At 56.6% G+C, this 23347-nt stretch carries 21 protein-coding genes; 5 read left to right on the forward strand and 16 right to left on the reverse strand.

Going from position 1 to position 23347, the window contains the following annotated elements; all coding sequences use genetic code 11:
- Positions 1-82 precede the first annotated feature (82 nt).
- Genes AC2FFA_RS19225 through AC2FFA_RS19235 form a run of 3 tightly spaced genes read right to left on the reverse strand, consistent with a single transcriptional unit; the run spans position 83 to position 4171 of the window.
- The gene (locus tag AC2FFA_RS19225; protein ID WP_496852820.1) at positions 83-1123 is read right to left on the reverse strand and encodes a lipocalin-like domain-containing protein; all 1041 of its coding nucleotides are present in this window, start codon (positions 1121-1123) and stop codon (positions 83-85) included.
- Complete coding sequence (locus AC2FFA_RS19230) at positions 1113-3527, reverse strand: ABC transporter permease (protein WP_496852822.1); 2415 nt, start codon at positions 3525-3527, stop codon at positions 1113-1115. The genes AC2FFA_RS19225 and AC2FFA_RS19230 overlap by 11 nt, the downstream gene beginning before the upstream one ends.
- The gene (locus tag AC2FFA_RS19235; protein ID WP_496676055.1) at positions 3524-4171 is read right to left on the reverse strand and encodes an ABC transporter ATP-binding protein; all 648 of its coding nucleotides are present in this window, start codon (positions 4169-4171) and stop codon (positions 3524-3526) included. The genes AC2FFA_RS19230 and AC2FFA_RS19235 overlap by 4 nt, the downstream gene beginning before the upstream one ends.
- Before the next feature lie 172 nt (positions 4172-4343).
- Here AC2FFA_RS19235 and AC2FFA_RS19240 point away from each other — a divergent pair, with 172 nt between their 5' ends.
- A complete protein-coding gene (locus AC2FFA_RS19240) occupies positions 4344-4778 on the forward strand; it encodes an ion channel (RefSeq protein ID WP_117868877.1) in 435 nt (144 codons plus the stop codon).
- Here AC2FFA_RS19240 and cls read toward each other — a convergent pair.
- The 3 genes from cls to AC2FFA_RS19255 form a co-directional block, all read right to left on the reverse strand.
- Positions 4775-6187, reverse strand: a complete 1413-nt coding sequence (gene cls / locus AC2FFA_RS19245) for a cardiolipin synthase (protein ID WP_496852824.1) — start codon at positions 6185-6187, stop codon at positions 4775-4777. The genes AC2FFA_RS19240 and cls overlap by 4 nt on opposite strands.
- A gap of 23 nt (positions 6188-6210) precedes the next feature.
- Complete coding sequence (locus AC2FFA_RS19250; protein ID WP_496852825.1) at positions 6211-7200, reverse strand: HAD family hydrolase; 990 nt, start codon at positions 7198-7200, stop codon at positions 6211-6213.
- Positions 7201-7298: 98 nt separating this feature from the next.
- Complete coding sequence (locus AC2FFA_RS19255; protein WP_117868880.1) at positions 7299-8900, reverse strand: arylsulfatase; 1602 nt, start codon at positions 8898-8900, stop codon at positions 7299-7301.
- Between the two features lie 199 nt (positions 8901-9099).
- Between AC2FFA_RS19255 and AC2FFA_RS19260 the strand changes: the two genes are divergently transcribed.
- Complete coding sequence (locus AC2FFA_RS19260; RefSeq protein ID WP_117868881.1) at positions 9100-9780, forward strand: Crp/Fnr family transcriptional regulator; 681 nt, start codon at positions 9100-9102, stop codon at positions 9778-9780.
- Positions 9781-9783: 3 nt separating this feature from the next.
- Here AC2FFA_RS19260 and AC2FFA_RS19265 read toward each other — a convergent pair whose 3' ends face one another.
- From AC2FFA_RS19265 to AC2FFA_RS19300, 8 genes are all read right to left on the reverse strand, one after another.
- On the reverse strand, positions 9784-11013 hold the full coding sequence (locus tag AC2FFA_RS19265; RefSeq protein WP_496852826.1) for a hypothetical protein: 1230 nt from the start codon (positions 11011-11013) through the stop codon (positions 9784-9786).
- The gene (locus AC2FFA_RS19270) at positions 11010-12506 is read right to left on the reverse strand and encodes a VWA domain-containing protein (protein WP_496852827.1); all 1497 of its coding nucleotides are present in this window, start codon (positions 12504-12506) and stop codon (positions 11010-11012) included. The genes AC2FFA_RS19265 and AC2FFA_RS19270 overlap by 4 nt, the downstream gene beginning before the upstream one ends.
- 2 nt (positions 12507-12508) lie before the next feature.
- The gene (locus AC2FFA_RS19275) at positions 12509-13492 is read right to left on the reverse strand and encodes a VWA domain-containing protein (RefSeq protein ID WP_496852828.1); all 984 of its coding nucleotides are present in this window, start codon (positions 13490-13492) and stop codon (positions 12509-12511) included.
- Entirely contained in the window at positions 13492-13965 is a 474-nt protein-coding gene (locus AC2FFA_RS19280; RefSeq protein ID WP_496852829.1) for a DUF4381 domain-containing protein, read from the reverse strand. The genes AC2FFA_RS19275 and AC2FFA_RS19280 overlap by 1 nt, the downstream gene beginning before the upstream one ends.
- Complete coding sequence (locus AC2FFA_RS19285; protein WP_496852831.1) at positions 13962-14909, reverse strand: DUF58 domain-containing protein; 948 nt, start codon at positions 14907-14909, stop codon at positions 13962-13964. The genes AC2FFA_RS19280 and AC2FFA_RS19285 overlap by 4 nt, the downstream gene beginning before the upstream one ends.
- Before the next feature lie 17 nt (positions 14910-14926).
- On the reverse strand, positions 14927-15904 hold the full coding sequence (locus AC2FFA_RS19290; RefSeq protein WP_496852832.1) for an AAA family ATPase: 978 nt from the start codon (positions 15902-15904) through the stop codon (positions 14927-14929).
- A gap of 116 nt (positions 15905-16020) precedes the next feature.
- A complete protein-coding gene (locus tag AC2FFA_RS19295) occupies positions 16021-17133 on the reverse strand; it encodes an acetoin utilization protein AcuC (RefSeq protein WP_496852834.1) in 1113 nt (370 codons plus the stop codon).
- 3 nt (positions 17134-17136) lie between these two features.
- Positions 17137-18222 (reverse strand): AI-2E family transporter, encoded by a 1086-nt coding sequence (locus AC2FFA_RS19300; RefSeq protein ID WP_496852836.1) that lies wholly within the window; start codon positions 18220-18222, stop codon positions 17137-17139.
- Between the two features lie 170 nt (positions 18223-18392).
- Between AC2FFA_RS19300 and AC2FFA_RS19305 the strand changes: the two genes are divergently transcribed.
- From AC2FFA_RS19305 to AC2FFA_RS19315, 3 genes are all read left to right on the forward strand, one after another.
- On the forward strand, positions 18393-19259 hold the full coding sequence (locus AC2FFA_RS19305) for a YihY/virulence factor BrkB family protein (RefSeq protein WP_496852837.1): 867 nt from the start codon (positions 18393-18395) through the stop codon (positions 19257-19259).
- On the forward strand, positions 19256-21157 hold the full coding sequence (locus tag AC2FFA_RS19310) for a cytochrome c3 family protein (protein ID WP_496852838.1): 1902 nt from the start codon (positions 19256-19258) through the stop codon (positions 21155-21157). The genes AC2FFA_RS19305 and AC2FFA_RS19310 overlap by 4 nt, the downstream gene beginning before the upstream one ends.
- A gap of 87 nt (positions 21158-21244) precedes the next feature.
- On the forward strand, positions 21245-21436 hold the full coding sequence (locus AC2FFA_RS19315; RefSeq protein ID WP_496719682.1) for a hypothetical protein: 192 nt from the start codon (positions 21245-21247) through the stop codon (positions 21434-21436).
- Here AC2FFA_RS19315 and AC2FFA_RS19320 read toward each other — a convergent pair.
- Together AC2FFA_RS19320 and AC2FFA_RS19325 are read right to left on the reverse strand one after the other, a co-directional pair.
- On the reverse strand, positions 21433-22155 hold the full coding sequence (locus tag AC2FFA_RS19320) for an RlmE family RNA methyltransferase (RefSeq protein ID WP_117868892.1): 723 nt from the start codon (positions 22153-22155) through the stop codon (positions 21433-21435). The two genes, AC2FFA_RS19315 and AC2FFA_RS19320, sit on opposite strands and share 4 nt — an antisense overlap.
- Positions 22155-23267, reverse strand: coding sequence for a Ppx/GppA phosphatase family protein (locus tag AC2FFA_RS19325; RefSeq protein ID WP_117868893.1), 1113 nt, complete (start codon positions 23265-23267; stop codon positions 22155-22157). The genes AC2FFA_RS19320 and AC2FFA_RS19325 overlap by 1 nt, the downstream gene beginning before the upstream one ends.
- Positions 23268-23347: the final 80 nt, after the last annotated feature.

Consider the following 23347-nt stretch of genomic DNA (forward strand, 5'->3'; position numbering starts at 1 on the left):
ATCCAGTACGCAACTGTGTTGAAACGCCGACGGCAGTCCGCTGCCGTCGGATAGTTCAGGAAGCATCTGTGCAGCAGCTGTTTCAGTAGCCTGTCATTTCCAGATAACCAACGCCTTCGTGGCTGCCTGTGACTGTAACCGGGCCTTCCCAGTATTCGAAACGCGTACCCATCCACGCGTCTGGCGTCAGGGCAGTTACCGCGACGTCTATGCCTCGACTTGAAAGCAGGACGCGCCACTGCGTCGGGACTTCGCGCCCGGCGACCTGATTGGTCGCAAGCGGCTCAAGCCTGACGGATCCGTTGGGGATCGCCTCGGTACTGCCGTCTGAATTGATCCATGTGGCCGAAGTAAAATCGCCACGACCGCCGCGCAGGCGAAAGGCCATCAGTTTGTCTCCGTCCTCAAAGCTGAGAGAAAACCAATCCCAGCCGGTTTGATCCTCGGCCAAGGGTTGCGAAGACCATTCCCGGTCCAGCCAGCCCTTACCAGTGACGCGCATATCACCGTCCGGCAGATGCAGAACGCCCTCGACTGAGTAGAAGGGCTGCGAATAATAATAGCTGGCCTGCCCGTTGGCTGATTTGACCGAATGGCCGGCGTTGCCGTGAAACACCAACGGGCCTCGTGCCGTCAGCGCAAGATCATACCCGAACTCTGTGCCGTTTGCTGTCAGGGTCAGGGTGTCAAGATCCGGTCCGGCCATGCGCCATTCGTCGATCCAGGCCTCGAACGGTTGCGCCGTAACACCTGCCTGCCCGATCCCCCCACGCGACAGGCGTTCAGCAAAGTAATGGGCTTTGGGCGTGGTGGCCGCCGCATGGCCCATCCAGATTTGCGGGCTTTGCCAGCCATCAGCTTGAAACGGTTTCAGGGCGGACCGAAAAAGGGTCCATTGAATGCCATAGTCGCGCCCGTCTTCGCCTTTGACGTTGGCCGTTAGATACCACCACTCGATCCTATAGGCGGGATGAGGTCCATGATCTTTGGGAAAGTCGAATTCGAACCCCGCCTGTGGTATCTCGAATCCTTCGGCCGATCCTCCAAGACCAGCATAGCCCTGTGCCCAAAGCGGCGATGGGCACAGAAGCGCAAGAATGACCAAAAGGGCTTTAACGTTCATTGGCGAACACTCTCAGCAGATCGGCAGGGGGCAGACGCAACATACGCAGCGCGGGCAGGGTGGCGGCAATCAGGGCGGCCAGCAGGGTCAGCAGGAACAGCCAGAGCCAATCCCACGGGAAGACGAACATCGGTAGCCGCCAGCCAAAGGCCTGTACATTGATCACTGCCAAAAGAACCCAGGCAAGGATCAGACCCAGCGGCAGTGCCAGACAAGCGGTCAGAGCGGCAAGCAACACGCTGCGCAGCAGCTCCAGCTGTGCCAATTGGGTCCGGTTCATCCCCAGTGCCCAAACCGGGGCGATTTGCGGCAAACGTTGTGTCCACAAGGTCAGCAAGCTGGTAAGTATGGCAAAACCTGCAACGCCCAAGGTCAGGATATTCAACGCGGAAGTGACGACAAAGGTTTTCTCGAAGATTGCCAGCGATTGAGCCTTCATGGCGGCCTGCTGAACCACGGCCTGACGCGGCAGGGCGAAACGGTCCCGCAAGGTTTGCGCCATTTCACTCGCCTGCTCGGGGTTCAAACGGATGCCAAACCGTCGGGTCTCTGCCCCCGGCGCGATGCGGTCAAGCTGGGCCATCGAAACAATGGCTTGCCCGGTCGGGTTTCCATAATCCGAATACACCCCGGCTATGGTCAACGCGTGATCCGGGGATAGCGTCAGCGTATCTCCGGGCCAGAGGTTCGCGCGCCGTGCCAGTTGTTCGTTGATCAGAACCGCGTCTCCGGCCATGACGTCTTCCCAAACGGTCGCGGTTGCCGAAATCAAGGGCCAGTGCTGCCGAAAGGTCGGATCATCTACGACCCCGTACAAGAACAATGGTCCTGTCTCGAGCGACAGTTCCACGTTGCGAATTGGCAGGATGGCGTCGACCTGTGGTCGCAGCCACTCGGTGATCTCGCGCCCTTGTTCTTCGTCACGGACGGTCAGGTAGAGCTCCGAAGTCAGGCGTTGGTCGAGCCAGCCGACAAAGGTCAGCCGGAAACTTGAAACCATCGTGCCCACACCGATATTTGCTGCAAGCGCAAGCAACAGGGCCATCAGAGCAAGCGACAGCCCGGGCAATTGTGCACGCATGTCGGCCCAGACCCACTGCGCCACGGCACCGCATGCCCTGTGGGAAAAGACAGAAAGCGCGAAGGTCAGAAGCGATGGTAACAAAAGCGCAGCACCGGTCAGCAACCCGGCCAACAGAATGAAGCCGGCCACCAATCCACCGATGCCGAGATAGGCGATAGTACCTCCGGTGATCAGTGCCACGCCAAGTAATCCTGCCAGATGGCGTGCGCCCGCGTTGTCCTGCCAGGCTTGGACACCAGGCCCTGCCAGCAGAGGCATACGAGATAATCGCCACAGCGCATGGCCACTGGCGATCAGGGTGCCGAAGAGTGCCATGGCGATCCCGGCAAATACCCAATGCGGATGCATCGTCAATTCTCCGGTCACAGGGGCACCGTACAGGCCGCGCAGGGTCGCGGCGACATCGGGCAACAACGCTCCGGCCAGAAAGAAACCAAGCAGCAACCCCATGAATCCACCGATCAGGGCCAGAACCGTCAGCTCAGTCAGGATCAAAAAGACCAGCCGCCGCATGGAAACACCCAGCGCGCGCAATGTGCGGATCATGCCGCGGCGTTGGGCAAAGACCAGCCCGACAGTACCGTTCACGATGAACAGGCCGACGGCAAAGGATAACAGACCAAAGGCAGACAGGTTCAGGTGAAAACTGTCCGTCAATCGTGCGGTATCGACTTGCGAGGAGGGGCCGGAGCGCTCCAGTTCAGGTGCGATCTCGGTCAGGGGGGGGCGATCACGCGGTTGATTGGGCAGGACAATGAGGCGCGAAATCAAACCGGGTTGGTTCAGCAAGGTTTCCGCTACGCCGATATCTGTCAGAATAACATCAGGGGGCAGCGCCGTGGTGAATGAAACGGGAGGAAGGTTGCTTTGGTCGCGGAACAGAGGCGCGAGTTCTTCCGCGATCAGGAGGCGCCCCGGAGCGGTCAGCATGTCAGCGGGCTCGGGCGGCGCGACGCTTTGCTCTGCCTCGGTCATAGCTGGCAAGGCGGGGTAGGCGACCATGTCCACGCCCATCAGACGCAAAGTGCGGCCTGCGATCCGATAGGGGCCTTCCAGAACGGCCGCTACCTGCCAGCCTGAGCGACGCAGATCAACGTAACGAGTGACCGGGATCAAACCAGATGGATCGTGCAGTTCGTCGAACTGTCCAAGGGCGAGTTGCGCGTTGGCCCGGGCATAGCTTACACGTGCTTCGGCATTGATGGCCTGAACCGCGGACCAAAGACCCGTGGCCAACGCGATGCCTGTCAAAAGCGTCGCAAGTTGCAACCAGTGCACCCGCCAATGTGACATCAAAGCCTGAATGATGGCAGTTGTCATTGGATGCGACCACCGCATAGCTGGACGTTTCGATCCAAGCGGGCCGCTATCTGTTGGGAATGGGTGACCAACAGAAGTGCTGCGCCGGTATCGGCCACCAGTGCCAACATCAGATCCAGTACTTTTGCGCTGGCGGTTTCATCCAGATTGCCCGTGGGCTCATCCGCCAGCAGCAGTTTCGGGCGCGCAGCCATCGCACGACCAATCGCCACCCGTTGCTGTTGCCCGCCGGACAGGTTTTCGGGATATCGGTCCAAAAGATCCGACAGGCCCAGACGTTCGATCAGCTGTGCGGTCCACCCAGCATCTTCGGCACCGGCAAGGCGGGCATGAAACGAGAGGTTTTGCGCAACGGTCAGGGATGGGATCAGGTTGAACTGCTGAAACACCAGCGAGACCTGCCTGCGCCTCAACTCGGCCCGACCGGCATCGTCCAAAGGGGACAGAGGCGTACCGTTCAGAGTGATTTCACCGCTGTCGAAACAGTCGAGTGCAGCGGCAAGGTTTAACAGAGTGCTTTTGCCACTGCCGCTTTCTCCGGTCAGGGCCAGAGTTTGCCCGTGATCAAGGGTCAGCGACACGTCACGCAGAACCGGACGCCCGCCGGGATAGGTTTTCTGAACACGGTCGATGGTCAACAGCATGATCTGGCCTTTTTCTTCCAAGGATGTGCAACGGAATTCCAAACTGTCCAGTGCGGACCCGCACCCGGTTCCATTCGCCGCAGGTTGCCATCACGAGCGCCGGGGTTGTGCCCTTCACCTCAAAGGGTCATTCTGCCCGGACGGTCCACTATCGTAAATCAGGATGAAAAACATGACGTTGCTGCATCAGATCGTTTTGGGCAGTACTTTTCTGGCGCTCTGCTTCGTGGTCGAGATTCTTTTGTTAACCTGGTGTACTGTCACGATCATTAAACGAGATGAGAAATGGTCCGCCAAAGGAGTGTTTTTCGCAACGGCAGCACCGATCGCAGTGTCTTTGGCGTTTATCGTTGCCACGCATACGATTCAGGTCTGGATCTGGGCCATCGTATGGGTGTTGCTTGAGGTTCTGCCGGATTGGAACTCGGCCATCTATTTCTCGTTGGTGACGTTTACCACTCTGGGATACGGCGATATCGTTTTGGGCGAAGGTTTGCGTATCTTCGGATCCTTTGCCTCGGTTGCAGGTCTTTTGGCTTTTGGTCTGTCGACCGCTTATCTGGTGGCGATGATGACGCGCGTCTTTCAGGAGAAATTCTTTTCCTAAAGGATTGGCGCAAACAACCGCGCCAAGGGGGCGCCAAACCGGATATACGGTGGTTGCTGGGTCAAACTGCGCGTCAATTCATAGCTTGCCTCGAAATCCGCACGCAGCATGTGATCAACAGCCAGCGCTGCGCGAGAATCGAAAAACAGGGCCATTGCCTCAAAGTTCAGCCGGAAGGACCGGTTGTCCAGATTTGTCGTGCCGACCGCGGCCAGCGTGTCGTCAACCACCAACACCTTCTGATGCATGAAGCCGTCCGTATAACGGAACACACGCACGCCGCAGTCGCGGATTTCGTCGAAATAGGCAAAAGCAGCCAGCCAGGGTAGCCGATGGTCGATCACATCCGGGACAAGGATACGAACGTCCACCCCGCGCATCGCTGCATGTTGCAGGGCGGTCATGACGTCGATGTCTGGCACAAAATAGGGCGATGCGATCCACAATCTTTCTTTCGCCTCGGCGATTGCCGAAAAGAACATCATGGCGCCGGTTTCGGTTTCGTCTCCGGGTCCGGTGGCCACCAATAGGGCATTCATGTCTTGCTCGGCCACGCTACCTGCCCAGTCTAGGTCATCAATCAGGTCTTCATCACGGGCCCAATGCCAGTCTTCGGTGAAGATGAGCTGCAATTGCCGGACGATGTGGCCGGTCATTTTGATATGCGTGTCGCGCCAATGGCCGAAATGCGGGTCTTCTCCCAGGTATTCAACGCCCACGTTGTGACCGCCGATAAAACCTGTTTCACCGTCGATAACGACGGTTTTGCGGTGATTTCGGTAATTCAGCTGAAACCGGAAATTCGGGCCGCGTTGACGGCGAGGGTCGGCCACGTCAATTCCCGCATCGCGCATCGTGTCCAGGTAGGTGCTTGGCAACCCATAGCTGCCGACAGCATCGATCATGAAACGGACATGCACCCCACGTTTCGCGGTCTCGATCAGCTTGGTCTGAAGCTTGCGGCCCAGCGCGTCGTCTCGGACGATGTAGAACTGGATCAGGATATAGTTCTTGGCCTCGTCTATCGCCTCGAAAATGGCGTCAAACGTTGCCTGACCATCGATCAGGAGCTGTGCTCCATTGCCACTGGATACCGGAAGGTGGGCCAGAAACTCGAATGGTCGTGGATTGATCGGCATCGTGGACGGATCAGGTCGGGAATAGTCGGCAAAGGTCTTGATCCCTTCGACCACCCGTTCGCTTTGCTGGCGCGAGATGCGATAGCCGCGAAACCTGTGGTGCCCCAGAAACAGGTACATCGGCACCGCAAAGACTGGCGCCGATACCAAAAAGACCACCCAGCCAACGGCTCCTTGTGGGGTGCGCGCGGTTTGTGCAGCGCGCACCGAAAACACAAATGCAGTTGCATATAGCGAAAAAACAAAGATGGATACAAGCAATGTCCACATGGGCGGTAAGTCTTTCGGGCCGTTCAGTTTCCTCCAGTGTAGACCCGCGACCAGTCTTTCGCCATATCGACAATGACCCAGCCTTTGTCTGGCCCCTGATCCAGACCGTCAACCAACCGCCCAATCGGGCTTTCCCGATCATAGGCCCATTCCCGCTCGGCATCCGTATGGTGGATCAGAACCCCCAGACGTGGTCCGTCGCCTGAGGTTGTCCAGTCCAGCATTGCGAAATCTCCATCTGAATTTCCGCCGGCCAGAATGGGGCGTTTGCCGATTGTGCGTTCGATGTTGATGGGTTTGCCTTCCTTGTCGTCGATGAAGGCAATCCCGGGGGCCTTGACGACAGTCGGGACGCCATCGACATCTTCGAAGGTCGAATTTCCATAGGTGCCCAGAATCTGTTCCGGCGGGATGCCATAGGCCTGTTCCGCAAAGACCCGCATGAAGTGAATGCCGCCGCCCGAGACAATATAGGTCTTGAACCCTTCGTCCCGCAGATAGCGCAACAGCTCGACCATGGGCTGATAGGTCATCTGGTCATAAGGCAATCCGGTGTCCGGGTGACTGGCTTCGGCCAGCCATTGCGCGACTGCTGCCTGAAACGCCTCGACAGTGGTTCCGGAATGCGATGCGTTGACGACTTCGATCAAAGCATCGTGACCGCCTTGAAGAACGGTCGCAAGATCACCTTCGGCAGCGGCTTTCAAAGCAGGTGTGGACAGGATCGAAGGATCCTGTTCCGCCAGCTCAGAAAGCCTGTCCATGGCGAAAATGAACTGGAAATACACCGGCTGTTCAGCCCAGAGTGTTCCGTCATTGTCGAATACTGCGATCCGGGCTGCCGGGGTTACATAGCTTGCGTTTTCAGGGTCCGTCACCGCCTCGACAAATTCAACGATACGGTCCCGCGTTTCCGAGACCGCCCATGAGGGCAGCGGATCTGCGGATGCCGTGACGCTTGCAAATCCATTCAGTACGACTGCAACAGCCAATGCTAGGGGCGCTCTTGTCATGGCTTGTTTCCTTCGACGCATGTTTTGGTAAAAATACCGTTGTCAAAACAAGAAACCCGCAGCGCCGTTCAGGTGCTGCGGGTTCAGGTGTCGCGAATTTACTTGGAGCCGACCTGACTGAAGATCTTGTCCTTGGCGTCGCCAATCGTAAAGCTGCCCGGCTTCTGACGCGGAGGGAACTCTTCGAATGTTTCCAGGAACTTGCCCACATATTCTGCCGCAGGCAGCAGCAAATAAACACGGTCTATATACCAATCCCAATAGGTGTTGGAAGTGATATTGGCCCGCTCGTACGGATCGCGGCGAAGGTTGAAGAGCAACGGAATACGCAGTTCGGTCCAGGGCTCAGCCCAGGCTTGCAAAGTCTGCGGATAGCGGTGCTCAAGAAACACTGCTTTCCAGTCATCATACCGCAACGCAGTCAGGTCACCATCGTCAGAGAAGTAGAAAATCTCGTGACGCGGGCCTTCATCTGTTTCACCGGTCAAGTAAGGCAGGAAGTTGTATCCATCCAAATGCACTTTGTAGTCTCGTCCGCCGCCAACTTCGGCTACGGTGATCCCTTCAAGCAGCTGTTCCTTGATGTCTGGATTTCCCGCAACCGCCAAATAGGTCGGCAACCAGTCCATGTGATGCATGATCTCGTTGCTGACCGAGCCGGCGTCGATTTTGCCGGGCCAGCGTACCATTGACGGAACACGCCAACCGCCTTCGTAGTTGGTGTTCTTTTCACCACGGAACGGTGTCATTGCCGCATCCGGCCAGGTGTTCATGTGCGGGCCGTTGTCGGTGGAATAATGTACGATCGTGTTATCCGCGATCCCAAGTTCATCCAGCAGGGCAAGGAACTGGCCGATATGCATGTCATGCTCGATCATACCTGCTTGGTATTCATCCATATGCTTGCCGGCGATTTCGTCGGCTTTCGTGCGCATTTCGTCTTTGACATGAGTACGGAAGTGCATTCTGGTGCCCGACCACCAAACAAACCACGGAACACCTTCTTCCGTCTTGCGCGTAATGAAGTCGAGCGCGGCCGCAACCGTTTCGTCATCCACCGTTTCCATGCGCTTTTTGGTCAACGGGCCGGTGTCTTCGATCATCCCGTCAGCACTGGATTTTATGACCCCGCGCGGACCGAACCGTTCGCGGAATTCCGGGTTTTGGGGGTAGTCTTCGTTTTCAGGCTCTTCCTCGGCGTTCAGGTGGTAGAGATTTCCGAAAAATTCATCAAACCCATGATTGGTCGGCAACATCTCGTCCCGATCGCCCAAGTGGTTCTTACCAAACTGACCGGTTGCATAGCCTTGAGCTTTTAGTAGGCCGGCAATCGTTGGATCTTCAACCTGCATGCCCTCTTTTGCGCCTGGCAAACCAACTTTGGACAATCCGGTACGGAACACAGACTGGCCCATGATGAACGAGGACCGACCAGCCGTGCAGGATTGTTCACCGTAATAATCGGTAAAGATCATGCCTTCTTTGGCAACCCTGTCGATATTGGGTGTCTGATATCCCATCAGACCCATGGTATAAGCCGAGATGTTGGATTGACCGATATCGTCGCCCCATATCACAAGAATATTGGGCTTTTGATCCTGCGCCCAGGCGGGCACGGCAAGGGCAACAGTTACGGTCGCCACTGCGAACCGGCGCAGTGTTCTGCGCCAATTATCTGCAATCATTCGTGGAGATGACATGAAGTGCTCCTGATTAATCGAGTCTTAACGACCCTGAAACGTGAAGTTTACTTGAAGCCGCTAGCTTATACTTTGCAGCTGCAAGCAAGTTGTTGATTGCCCGAATAAAAAACAGATACTTGTTCGAGCAGCGAACGCAGCTATTTTATGCGATGAAACGTATCGAAAACTTATCATATGATCATTTTGAAAGATACAAATGTTTGATTCTGATGGGGATATGCGGATTCTGACCCAAACCGACTGGTTTGGCGCGCGCGATTCAAAGTTTCAGAATGATCTTATGACCGTCGCAATTCACAGAGCCTTCGATTCCGGAGAAACCCTTTACCACCACGGCGACCGGGCCAATGGTATTTTCGCGGTGCTTTCAGGCGCGCTTCAGATCACCGCACCTGCCGATGACGGACAGGAATTTGTCTTGCATCAGGATGGATCGGGTTTCTGGATCGGGGATCTTGCGCTTTTCGCCGAGGCGAAACGACTGGTGAGCGTCGTGACAACGCAAAAGACCCGCACGTTGTTTTTTCCGAGTTTCCGCGTGGAAAGATTGGTTCAGAAAAATCCGGAATACATTCGTGATTTCTATGCGTTGACCCATGAAAACATGAAGACGGCACTGCGCATCATGGCCAACCTTGCGGTTACGGGGTCTGAAAAGCGTCTGGTGCTGCGTCTGTTGCATCTTGACGAAGGCACTTTGAAATCAGATGGGTGGATTGTCGTGTCTCAGGAAGAACTTGCTGAAATGGTTGCGGTATCTCAGCCGACGTTGCACCGACATCTGCATCACCTGGCGGATCTGGGCCTCGTGGAATTGGGCTATGGCCGACTGAGGTTGATCGACAGGCGCAAACTGATCAGCAGCTGTCAAAGTTGAAACCTAGGGGTTGAGTGGCGGCAAGGATTCGCTCTTTCGTTCTTTTGAGCTGTTCAACGCATTTAGGTTTTGCATGGCAGCGTCCCAGTCTTCCGGGCCGTTTGTGGTGGTCGATGAATACCGCACTGCACCGATCTGCATCAGATTGCGTTCAAGATCCAGGGAACGCTCAGGGTGAGCGCTACGTGACTTCCAGAGATCCAATGCCTGATAAACCGCTGGCAAGTTCCGCGATTGCAAAGCTGCCCGCAGTGAATCGACGGCATACTTTTCCGAGGCAAGGTACTTGCGCTGCCGTTCAATTTTCCAGGTTTCATAGCGAGGGCGCAGAAATCGCCCAAAAGCCCAAAGCGCACATACAACAACGGTTAGATAAAGAGCGGACTTGAGGACGGCCCGCGCGTCAGGCAGCTGTCGTTTGGGGGGAGCCAGTGTAAGCTGGGTCGGGGTAAGTGATGCCGTTTCGATCTGACCGGTGTCCAGATTGAACCAGTCGATCGAAACCGCCGACAATTGTATGTCGCCGCCATCTTGGGCGATGTACACGGTTTCTTCGACACGTTGCCCGGACAGGACGCCTCGGTCTTCTGTTTCTGAAAACCGGGGCTCTTTGGGATAGGCACGAAGCAGTGGGCTTTGATCTTGCGGCGTCAGCGCTGGGATTGTCAGAGCTGTGGTGCCAGAGATCTGCGCGCTTATCACACGCGTGATGGAATCGCCGGCCTGCATATCGGTCGGACCGTCCAGCTTCTGATCAAGAGAGAAACCGGTTGCGATGATAAGCGGGTCAAGCCCTTGAGCGCCATCTGGGATTTCTGCATTGAGCTGTATGGGAGGAAGCGTCACAGAAACCTGGACCGGTTCATTGGACTGCGGATCGGCAAATGTCACGACAACCTCTTGCGCTTCGAACGCGACCGGTCCTGGTGCCAACGGATACAGGCGATAACTGCGCTGCACCCCCGACCACGTCTCTCCGTCCACCGTTTCGCTTACCGGACCCGAAGCCCTTTCAGGCAGGCGAACCAGGATGTTTTGCTGCTCCAGTGATGGAAAGGTGGGCGGTTGCGGCATGAAGGTCGGAACCAGAACCTTGATGCGAACAATTGCGGGTTGGCCTACGATGACGGCTTCGTTCGGGACGTCTACTGACACCCGAGGTTGATAAGCTGAGCTGTCCTGAGCAGACACGGTAAGCGGCAGAAACAGAATGAAGACAGCAAGGTATCTCATTCTGTTTGCTCCTGATTATCCAATAGGAAACGGTTTTTCAGAAAATCCTGCATATCGGTGTCGATCATACTGATCCACTGGTCGGCGGACAGTGACTGCGGCCCGTCTTTGGCGGCTTGAACCGTGGTGTCACTGCCGCGTGCTGCGTCGTTGTCAAACACCGTATCATCTGCACCGATGCCAGCCTCTTCCCCTGTATCGGACTGTTCGCGCGTCGTTTCGACATAGTCCAGGATGGCTTTGGATACATCGAGATTATGCTGGGCTTCAGGCCAGTTGGGACGACGTTCCAAAGCTGCCTCGAACGCCGATATGGCTGGGCGATATTCGCGGTTTCTTATTCGGGCCATACCTTCGGCAAACGCAGCTTCCGGCGTGTCCAGCTTGGAAAAAACGGACGATGCCTCGGCGTATTGACCGTTCCTGAGATAGGCATACCCCCTGTGATATGAGTCTTCGAACACCTCAGCCGCTTCACCAAACCGTTTTTGGTTCATCGCAATCTGGCCTTGTTGGTCGGGGGTGAAAAACCAGTCTCTCCATCCTTCTGCGCGCGCTCCGGATGTGGGCAACACAATCAAAGCCAGAATTGCCCATCGGACCACCCAGCCTTTTCGGAACCACAGCAGAGACAGCAGTGCAGCAGGCCAGGCCAGAATCCAGCCCTTATCCTGCCAGTCCAGGCGATCATCGTCATCCAGGGCGGCAGTATAGGCTGATTGAATACGGCGCGTCAGCTGAGTGACGTCCCGGTCGTCGTTCGAAAACGCCACCACCGATGCATTTTGGATGTTGTCCAACTGAGCAATTCGACCACCGACAGGCAGCATAGTGAGAAAGAAAATTTCAGTATTCGAGGAGCTTAACCCAGATACCTGAGATGGATCGAGGTCGTCGAGCACGAACAACACAGCGCCCGGGCTATCGCTGTCATTCAGAATGGACTGAGCCAACTCAAGCGCATCGGCTGCGGCATCGCCATCCTTCGGCATTACCGCGGGCGTCAACCCCTCAAGCAACGGACGGAGTATATTCGCGTCTTCTGTCAACGGGGCAACTCGGTGCGGCGTTCCTGCATATGCGATCAGGGCGGTTCGAGCACCGGCGCGTTCGTTGATCAGATCGGAAATCTTGAACCGTGCCCGATCCAGCCGGGATGGCGCAAGGTCCGAGCTTTCCATACTATCGGTGACTTTGAGAGCGATCACCAACGGGGCAGTGTCCGCGATCAGCGGGTTGGGTGTGCGTGACCACGTTGGACCTGAGGCCGCAAATATGACAAGCGTTGCAATGATCATCGCAGCATCAATGGGCTGCGTGCGCCGGGTGTCTTCTTTGCCCAGCAACAAGGCTTCTGCAAGATGCGGGGCGATCCCTGTCGGCAGTTTGGTTTCTGCCAGCGGTTTGGATCTGATCCTCCACCACAGCGCAAGGATGGGGATGAGAAGCAGCAGGTAATAGCCTCGGATAAAATGGAAATCAGCCAGATTCATTGTCAGACGACCCCGCGGTGCCGCTGGGTGAAATGGAACCCGGCCATGCTGACCATAATGACGATCGACGCAAATAGTAACGGAATATGAGCAAGGCTACGTTTGGGCCGATAGCTTTGTGTTTCCACAATTCTGGGGTTCAGTTCATCAATGCGTTCATAGGTCTGTTCGAGGGCCGAGGCATCGTCGGCAAAGAAATACTCTCCGCCCGTACGCGCGGCTATGTCCTTCAAAGCCTGCAAATCCACACGATCTTCACCCGTTGCATTCGGGTCTCCGACACCAATCGTATAGACAACTACGTTCTTTTCCGCAGCAATTGCCGAGGCATTGACCGGTGTCATGCGACTGGATGTATCGGCGCCATCGCTGAGTACGATCATCAGGCGTTGCTCAACCTCGCTGGACTCAAAGGTACGAATGCCAAGTCCGATGGCATCGCCCAAAGCTGTGTTCGGACCCGCCATGCCAACTTGAGTTTGGTCCAGGAACCCATTCAAACTGTTTAGATCTTCCGTGAAGGGCGCTTGAATGAACGCGCGTGTTCCGAAGATGATCAACGCCATCCTGTCGCCATCTCTTTCAGAGATGAACTGTTTCAGAACTTCTTTGACCGCCTCCAGCCTTTGCATCGGTTTACCGGACCCGGACTCGAAGTCCCGCTGATCCATCGAGCCAGAGATATCCAGCGCCAAAACCACATCTCGGGCAGATTTCTCTATAACGATGGGGTCGCCCAATCGTTCTGGACGGGCCAGCGCCAGAACCAGCAGAAGCCAAATCAATACCACGTTGGCGGTTTGAAGCCAGGCACGGCTGCGGATCATTGACCCGGATTTCGGCTCGGCGCCTGCTGCTTGTGCAACGCGGCGGAAAAACGGAATGCGAATAGACGCGGTTGTTTCCCGCCGGGGTGGAGCAATGGCGTAGACCAGCACCGGCAGCGGCAGCAGCAAAAACACCCACGGTGCAGAAAAGGAAACCATCACGTTCCCCGATGCAGTTTGTGGGATTTGACCCAATTCCGAGCAAGTTGCGTCAAGGCGCGGTTTGGCGGAAGGTCCTTGTACGGCGCTTCGATCAGTGATTGCCCAATGTCAGATAAAAAGTTTGTATCATCAGATGTTTGCGAAAGGAAATTCAACCAATCATCCCCATGAATTCCTGCGACTTGCCTGCGCGGATATGCGACCAACGCGGTGCGGCGAAGGATTTCGGCAACTTTTGCCGACGTGATATCCGGGTTTGCCAGCTCTGCCAGCGCATGGTGTCGATACGCGTTTGCCCGTCTTCGTCGGACGAAAACAACACTGACTAGTACAACAAAGCCAAGCAGAATAACAGCCAGCGCCAACCACCCCCATGTCTGCGGAAGCATCGAAATAGTCGCAGGTTCTGGTGTCGGCTCGAGCATATTCAGCAGATCAACCAGAGATTTCCCTGTCGTGTCGATGCTCATTTCTGCCCCCCGCGATGCCCGAACAGATACAGCAACTGATCCAGAGCAGGTTCCGCCGTTGTCAAAGGAACAACCGGAAAACCGTATCGCCGGGACCAAGTATGCAGTTGGTTCAACCTTTCTTCCATGGATTTGCGAATTTTCCCGGACAATTCGGGGTCGGCGCTGTCGATTTCGATCTGGTCTTTCCCGTCCGAGACAGTGAGTTTCAGATTGGGCGCCAGTACCTTGGCTGTTCTGTCAGCAATATTGAACACGATCAGATCGTTTGAGAACGCAATACGGCGCAGCAAGGATTCCGATCTTTCGTCAAGCCCGTCACAGTCGGAAAACAGGCAAACCAGCCCGTTGGTTTGGGACATACGCGCGGCTTCGGACAACATGTTATTCAAAGCCACGGTTGGTTGCGGGTCCAAGGCAGCGTGCAAGGCCGAATTGGCAGCCCCGATTGATGACAAAAACCGCATAAGCGCCGCAGCGCGGCGCTGTGGCTTGTGTTCTGCAACGCTCGTGTCGCTGAAGATCAGGCCTCCAACACGATCGCCCTGATCGAGAACGCGATGCGCAGTGATTGCGGCAGCTTCGGCAGCGATGACCGACTTCATGTAAACTTCTGTTCCAAAAAACATCGAAACGCGCTGGTCGACCAGCAGCAGGGCAGGGCGGTCTCGTTCCTCGGTATAGACCCTAACATGGGGCTCCCCGGTTCGCGCCGTGACTTTCCAGTCAATTGTGCGGATATCGTCGCCCGGTTGGTAGTTTCGCAATTCTTCGAAGTTCAGGCCGCGTCCGCGCAGGCGTGATGTGTGTGTTCCATTCAGGATCGACCGGGCGGGCTGACGTGGCAAAAAGCTCAGAGCACGAGAATGCGGTTCCAGACGCAAGAGGTGATCCGCACTGACGTGAATGCGGGGATCACCGGGATATGTTGTGGATTGATGCACCCGGCCAACCCGAACCGTCAGGGCAGCGCGACGAGACGCAGGATTTCCGCGATCACGTCATCTGCCGTTTTGGCGTTCCCCTGCGCCTCGAAGCTCAGCGTGATGCGGTGACGGAACACGTCATGTGCTATGGCTCGAATATCCGCAGGGTCCACATAATCGCGCTGGTTCATCCACGCATGCGCTCGACCGCATTTGTCCAATGCCAATGAGGCACGCGGGCTGGCGCCGATTTCGATCCAGCTGGCCAGTTCTTCGCTGAGCGCCGCAGGCGTCCGGGTCGCCTGAACCAGATCGGCCATATAGCGGTCCATTGCATCCGAAACATGGATCTGCCCAATTTCCGAACGCGCTGCAAAAACGGCGTCCTGCGGAATCGCCGGTGGTGGCTCGCTTGACGCGCCTTTCCCGGCCGCGATCTCCTCGCCCCGTACCAGTCGGATCACTTCAACCTCATCCTCGACCGGCGGATAGGTGATCTGAACATGCATCAGGAAACGGTCCATCTGCGCTTCGGGCAGGGGATAGGTGCCTTCTTGTTCAATGGGGTTCTGGGTTGCCATCACTATGAACAATGGTTCCATTTTGTGGGTGGTTCCAGATACCGTAACCTGCCGTTCTTCCATCGCTTCCAGCAAAGCGGCCTGCACCTTTGCCGGTGCCCTGTTGATCTCGTCAGCAAGGACGATGTTGGCAAAGATCGGACCGGGTTCAAAGCGAAAGGTGCCGCCCTCATCACTCTGTTGAAACACCTCGGTTCCCGTCACGTCTGAAGGCAGCAGATCAGGCGTGAACTGGATCCTGCTGAAATCCGCATCCAGATTGCGTGCCATCGCCTTGACTGCACGTGTTTTGGCCAATCCGGGCAGACCTTCGATCAGAAGGTTTCCGTTGGCCAGCATCCCGATCAGCAGTCGGTCGATGACCTCGGTTTGCCCGATGATGGACTGGCCCATGCGGGCCTTGAGATCAAGTATCTGATTAAGTGCATTCATGGGTGGTGGTCCAATCGGCGCCAAACTGGAAGAATTGAAGTGATAACGGAACAGGGGTTAAGCCGGTCAGGAATATCCCGAAATGTCGGAATGTTAGCAGGCTTTGACGGACCGATCTACTGTGAATGCCTGGCGGTGAGGTGGCGCAAATCGTTCCTCAGTTCCTGTCGTATGGGCCCGATGTTTGGCGCGTCTCGCAAACTGTCCAGCCAGTGGGGTTGAGGCGCCTGTCCTGCGGCCCTGCTCCAGGTCAGATCCCGCAGGATTTTCTGTGCACCGACGTCAAGTGTGTTAGGAACTTCGAAATCATTCAGGGTGGCCCAAACGCCGCTCCACAAGCGTCCCACGGACCAGGGATTGTATCCACCGCCACCCAGAACCAGAAAACGAGGCGAAAGAGACTTCAGCGCCGCGACCGTTCGCCAATGCGCGTTGTTGGACAGGGTCAAACGCGAAAGCGGGTCTTCGGCCACGGCGTCGGCTCCGCATTGCAGGACAATCGCTTGCGGTTTGAACGCTTCGGTCGCTGGCAGGATCAATTGATCCAGAATGGCGGCAAATTCGTCGTCGTTCAGATGTCTTGGAACGGGCAGGTTGAAGGCCGCGCCACCGGCGTCTTCCTCAAGTTGGCCCGTGAACGGCCATCGCCGCGCCTCATGGACCGAGATCATCCGGACTCTGTCCGACCCGTGAAACGCAAGTTCAACCCCGTCGCAATGATGGGCGTCGATGTCGACATAGACCACGCGCTCTATGCCAGTGTTCAAAAGGGACTGTATCGCCAGAACCGGATCATTCAGATAGCAAAACCCGTTCGCCCGGTCCGCAAGGCCGTGGTGTGTACCGCCCGCAGGGTTGAAAACGATCCCGCCGTCCCGGATCAGTTCGGCGGCCAACATGGAACCACCGGCAGCGGTTGCAGGTCGGCGGTACATCTCGGCGAAGACTGGGTTCGACAGAGTCCCCAAACCGTATCTTTTCCGTGTTTCGTCCGTGACATGCTGGTCCGCTTCCGCCTTTTGCAGGGCGGCGATATAGTCCGGCGTATGAAACGTTTCCAATACACCGGGTTTTGCGCAGGGGCTGACGCGGTAGTTCTCGGACGTCAACCAACCCAGTTCGCGACACAGATCGATGACGGTTGAAACCCGCGGGATGGCCAGCGAGTGCTTTGAACCGTAGGTCGAGTTGCGGTAGATATCCGATCCGATGAAAAGGGGGCGCTTCATGACCTAGCTTGTTGTGGCCTGACTGTTATCCTCGCCCAACCTGCCATCCAGAGACATCAGAATGGCGACCGGCCGAAGTGCCGGGATGTGGCTGAAAACGATCAGGATGCATACTGTCAGAGGCACACTCAGAAACGCACCGATCAGGCCCCAGACCGTTGTCCAGAAGGTCAGGGCCAGAATGACAAGAAAGGTCGACATGTTCAGGGATCGACCAAGCATGGCCGGATCAAGGAAATTGCCGATCAGGAATTGGATCGTTCCACATCCCAGCACGATGACCAGGAAGGGGATGATCGTTTCGAATTGAACAAGTGCGATCATGGCCGGAAAAAACACGGCTATGATCGAACCGATCGAGGGGATGAAGTTCAGGGCAAAGGTCAGTACGGCCCAGGTTTCCGCGTATTCCAGACCAAGCGAGCGGAAAACCGTGTAGCTGATGGTTGCCGTTATCAGGCTGATCAGGGTTTTGACGCCGACATAACGCTGCAAGCTGACCGAAATCGCATCGAGCATGGTGGAAAACTCGGCTGCGGCGACGGGATCTCCGGCCGCCAGTTGGATCTTTTTCCGAAACGCCAGTCGTTCGGCCATCAGAAAGGCGACATACAGGCTGATCAGGAAAAACTGGTTCAACAATGAGGTGGCGCTGCCCAGCAATACGCGTGCGACATAGGACATGTCGATACTGACCAGATTGTCACGAATGAAGGTGGTCACGTCGTTGCCGACCAGTCCCGTTACACGCTCGACCGCACCATCAAACTGATTTTCATAGGTGCTGACGGAGCGTGCAAATTGCGTTGCCTGACTGCCCAGCACGTACATGATCATGAACAAACCCGCCAGTACGACGGTCACACCGGCGACATTGGCCAGCCAGACCGGAGCGCGGGTCACGGCTACGACGCGATCGCTCAGCGCTATGATCAGAACATTGACCAGTAGCGCCATGGCAAGCGGGATCAGGAAGTTCGCACCGGCATAGAGGCCCAGCACGATCAGTGTCGCGATGATGCATGTATCCCGGACAACGGACAGTCGAAGCCCAGGTCTAACCGTGATGTCTTCTTGATCCGGGGTCATTCGGTATCCTGTTTCTTGCAAAAGCAGCGCCCATTTTCCATCCTGCGTGACCCAATCCTGCACGCGAGGCCAGGTTTATGCAATGCGTTCAGGCGTTTGTTGGCCCTCAATTGCCAAATAGATATTGATGACGGGTTCTGTGTTCCATTTCGGCAGGTTAGGGTTGCAGCATGACCACTGCCGCGAATCCCCTGTTTAGCCGACCTGTTCGGGCGCTTTGGCTGTCGATCCGCCGGTTCAGCAGAAAGAACGGCTTTGTCATGAGCAGCCATGTCGCCATGTCGCTGATGATGGCGCTGTTTCCTTTTGTGCTGTTCACCGTGGCGCTGGCAGGGGCGTTGTCGCAAGGCTATGTCACGGATGAGTTGATTGACCTGATTTTCGGAGCGTGGCCCAAGGATGTCGCCGATCCCATCGTGGCCGAACTGCGGGCCGTTCTGGCCGGATCCGGCTCGGGTGTTATCACCTTGGGTGGTCTGCTGGCGATTTATTTTGCCTCCAACGGCGTGGCCGCCGTACGGGCAGCCATGAACCAAGCCTACCACGACGAGGACAGTTGGCCATTCTGGAAAACCCGGCTGCTCTGCCTGGTGCTGGTCATTCTGGGCGGGGCGGCCATTTTGATCATCGCCGCGGTCGAGGTGGTTTTGCCAGTCTATACGAAACTGGTGGCCGAACACACAGAAGGTACCGTGGCCAACTGGTTTTCAGTGGATCGCCTGCGCTGGACGTTTACCGTGGCGGTTCCAGCGGGCACGGTCCTTCTGGCACATCTTGTGCTGCCAACCCGCAGGCACAGCCTGATGCAAATTCTGCCCGGCGTCCTGCTGACTTTGGCCTTGTGGGCGGCCGGTGGATGGGCTTTTTCAATTTATATCAGCCAGTTCGCCACCTACAGCGCCACCTATGCTGGATTGGCGGGGGCTATGGCGGCGTTGATTTTCCTGTATCTCTATTCCGCGATCCTGATTTTGGGGGCCGAATACAATGGTGCATTGATTGATCTGCAAAAAGCCTCTGAAGGAGATATGGCATGAGATTTGCCCTGATACTGGCCTGCCTTGCAATCGCTGGCGAAATTCAGGCGCAGACGCCAGAGTATGTAGGCTCAGATCAGTGTACCGATTGTCATCAGCAAGAAGCCGAAGCCTGGGCTGAGTCACACCATGCGCTGGCGTGGACAGATACCACTGACGGCGCTCTTGCGGCCGATTTTGACGGAACCCGGTTCGATCATGACGGTATGGCCGTCCAGTTCAAACGTGAGGCAGGCAAGTTCTCGGCCAGTGTAACGGAAAAGGACGGTGTAACGACGGAGTATGACGTTCATTCCGTCGTTGGAATCGAACCCTTGCAGCAATACCTTTTTGAGACTGAACCGGGCCGGTTGCAAAGTTTTGACGTGGTTTGGGATACCGAGCAAAAGCGCTGGTATCACCTGTATCCTGATCAGGACCTGCCGCCTGATGACGGGTTGCATTGGACGGGCCCCTACAAGAGCTGGAACGCGCGCTGCGCCGAGTGTCACGCCACGGGATTTGAAAAAAACTACGATCCTCAAACCAGAACCTACACCTCTCAACAGGTCGAGATCGGGGTCGGGTGCGAGGCCTGCCATGGGCCGGGGTCTGCACATATCGATTGGGTCCAAGAACAGGGGTCTTCAGATGGCCTGGGCGACGCCGGCTTTCTGATGAGTTGGGGCAAAGGGCGGGCCGAAGAAGAAATACAGCAATGCGCCGGATGCCATTCCCGGCGCGAGGCGCATGGCAATGGAAACCCGGTTCCGGGAACCCCGTATCATGATGTGTATAATCTGGCTGTGCTGCGCCCCGGTTCGTATCATCCTGACGGGCAGATACTGGATGAGGTTTACGTCTATGGATCGTTCCTGCAATCCAAGATGTACGCGCAGGGCGTGGGATGCATGAACTGTCACGAACCGCACAGCGCAGAGTTGAAGGCCGAAGGAAATGGAGTTTGCACGCAGTGCCATTCATCCGCCGGAAACCCGGAGTTCCCGACCCTTGACCTCAAGGAGTACGACACCCCCGAGCATCACAAACATCCGGCAGACAGCGAAGGGGCGCAGTGCAAAAGCTGCCATATGATCGAGCGAACCTACATGGGTGTCGACGGTCGACGCGATCACAGCTTTCGCATACCGCGACCGGATCTGGGGCTGGGCGTTGATGCCTGCACAGACTGCCATCAGGACGAAGATCAAGCTTGGGCTGCCGACCAGATAAAGGATTGGTTCCCAGGCTCGCCAAATCGGAGCGCGCATTACGGGACGGTTTTCAAGGCTGCGACCGAAGGGCAGCTCGACACGCCCGAGGGTTTGCTTTCCGTTGCGATGGATGCGTCGCAGCCGGGGATTGTGAGAGCGACCGCCGCATATCTTATGCAGCCGTTTGGCTCGCCTGAGATGGCCGCTGTCACGGCGCCGCTTTTGCAAGAAGATGACCCGCTGATACGAGCGAATGCAGTGGCGCTACAGCGTCAGGCCAGCGCGACAGATCAGGTGCAAAGACTTGAGCCCTTATTGTCTGACCCTCTGCGAAACGTGCGCATCGCTGCCGCCAAAGAGTTCCTGAGTATTCCTCCGCAGGCTTTGACACCTCAGCAACGGGTTTTGACCGGGAAGGGCATGTCAGAATGGCAGGAGTCGATCTCGAATAGGCTGGATGCCCCGGAAACCCACCTTGTACTGGGGGGCATGGCGTTGACGCTTCGCAACGCTCCTGCGGCGGAACAGGCCTTTCGCGAAGTTGTGACGCTGGACCCGCAGCGGGCCGAGGCGTGGCCCATGCTCGTGCAATTGGTGCAGATCAATCGCGGTCCGGAAGCTGCGCGTGCCGCCTTGCAAGAGGCATTGGACAAGTTGCCCGATGATCCGGCACTGCGGCAATTGTCGCAACAACTCAGCCCCTGAACCGGCATATACGTGCCCGATTTGCTCCATCTTCACGGCAAGATTCCTCGCTAACAACATTTCAGGTGTGCTGTTCAGAGGTGATGGATGTCTATTGAAGTGTCAAAGCAGAGAAAAACGGATGTACGATCTATTTCGTTGGCGCAACGTATTGAAGAGTTGCGCAGCCGCGAACCTGTATACCTGACCCATGGTGACACATTGATGTTGCAGGGCATGGCGGCCACGTCGTTGCGCGAACAACGCCTGAGCGGAAATCGCATTCGGTTGGATGATTAAGAATCGCCGCGAAACCCTGTTGCAACAACGAATTTTTCCGAACTGTCCGAGCGTGACGCAGGCGGTTTGACGTTGGCAACTTTCTGAAACTTCTGCTTCAGCAGTTTTTGCAGATCGCCTTCGGCACCACCGGCGAGAACCTTGGCTACGAAGGTTCCGCCTTCTTCCAGAACGTCAAACGCGAAATAAGCTGCCGCTTCACACAGCGCCATGATTCGCAGGTGATCGGTCTGTTTGTGACCAGATGATGCCGCAGCCATGTCCGACATCACTACGTCTGCCTTGCCGTCCAGCCAGTCTTTGACCTTCTGGTCGGCGTCATCTTCCATGAAGTCCAGAACATGGATTTCGGCGCCGGCGACCGGTTCGACCTCTTGCAGGTCAATGCCCAGCACCGATCCGACCCGTTTGCCTGATTTCTCGCCCAGCGCGTTCACCCGCTTGACGGCAACCTGACACCAGCCACCAGGCGCGCAACCCAAATCCACCACGCGCGCGCCGGGCACCAGAAAGCGGAATTTGTCGTCCAGTTCCAGAATTTTATATGCGGCTCGCCCACGATATCCATCGGCCTGAGCGCGTTTTACATAAGGATCGTTCAACTGCCGTTCGAGCCAACGGGTCGAGCTGAGCTTTCGCCCACGTGCAGTTTTGACCTTCACCTTCAGGTCGCGCTGCCCGCGGCCCGAGTTGTTTTTTCCACTTGGTGTCTTCGCCATCAGAACGGTCCGTCTTCCAATACACCGTCCGCGCTCATCTGCGCATACAGCAAACCCTCGCGCAGCCCCCGGTCCGCCACCGAAAGGCGGTCAGTGGGCCAGCAACGGAGCAAAGCCTGCAATATGGCCGAACCGGACATGATCAGGGCTTGCCGGTCTTCACCAATTCGAGGGTCCCGGCGCCGCCCATGAGGGCCGAGTTCTAAATACCCGCGTATGACTTTGTCAATCTGATCGCTGGTCATGCGAAGCCCGTCCACTTTGGTCCGGTCATATCGCTTGAGGCCCAGATGAGAGGCCGCAACAGTAGTGACCGTGCCGCTGGTGCCGACGATCTGAAACCCTACGCGCGCCTGTTCGTCCTTATAGGGTGCAAAATCGGCAAGGTTTTCCTCGAAAAACCAACTCATCAACGCAAAACGGGCGGCGTCATTCTCGACATCATTGAACTGGTCCCGCAGCGTGGCAACTCCCAGCGGCACACTGATCCAATCAACGACCTTGGCCGCCGGAAAGGGGCTGTCGGCAGGGTGAAACCCGTGGTGCAGCCGCATGATTGCTGCTGGCCGGTCGCGACGCGGAACGGACGAGATGTCTATCCAGACCAATTCGGTCGAGCCACCTCCTATATCGACGACCAGCAACTGCTCGGTCTTGGTTGAAACCAGCGGGGCACAGGAAATCACTGCCAGACGGGCTTCTTCCTCGGGCTGAATTATTTCAAGCGTAAGGCCGGTTTCGCGCTTCACCTGCCGGATGAATTCGCGCGAGTTCTTGGCGCGGCGGCACGCCTCGGTCGCGATCAGACGCATCCGTCTGACCTTGTTGCGTTTCAGCTTTTGCTGGCAGATTCGCAAAGCCTGAACGGTACGCGACATGGACGCCCGCGACAGCCGCCCGGTGCGTTCCAGACCCGCGCCCAATTGCACGGATTTGGAGAAGCTGTCTACCACATGGAACCCACTGCCCTTGGGCTGGGCGATCAACATGCGGCAACTATTTGTACCCAAATCCAGTGCCGCATAAAGAGCATCCGGATCGGGTCTTGCCGGCGCGGGGCTTTCGACCGCTTTCGGGAACGCGCCCGCACCTTTGGGACGCTTGGGCGCCATCGTTACGCCCTCCGATTTTCGAGTTACCCCGACCCTAGGCGGGGGATTGCCGACGTGCAAGTGATTTCAATTTTGAAATT

The sequence above is a fragment of the Ruegeria sp. YTSB088 genome (genome assembly GCF_059609825.1).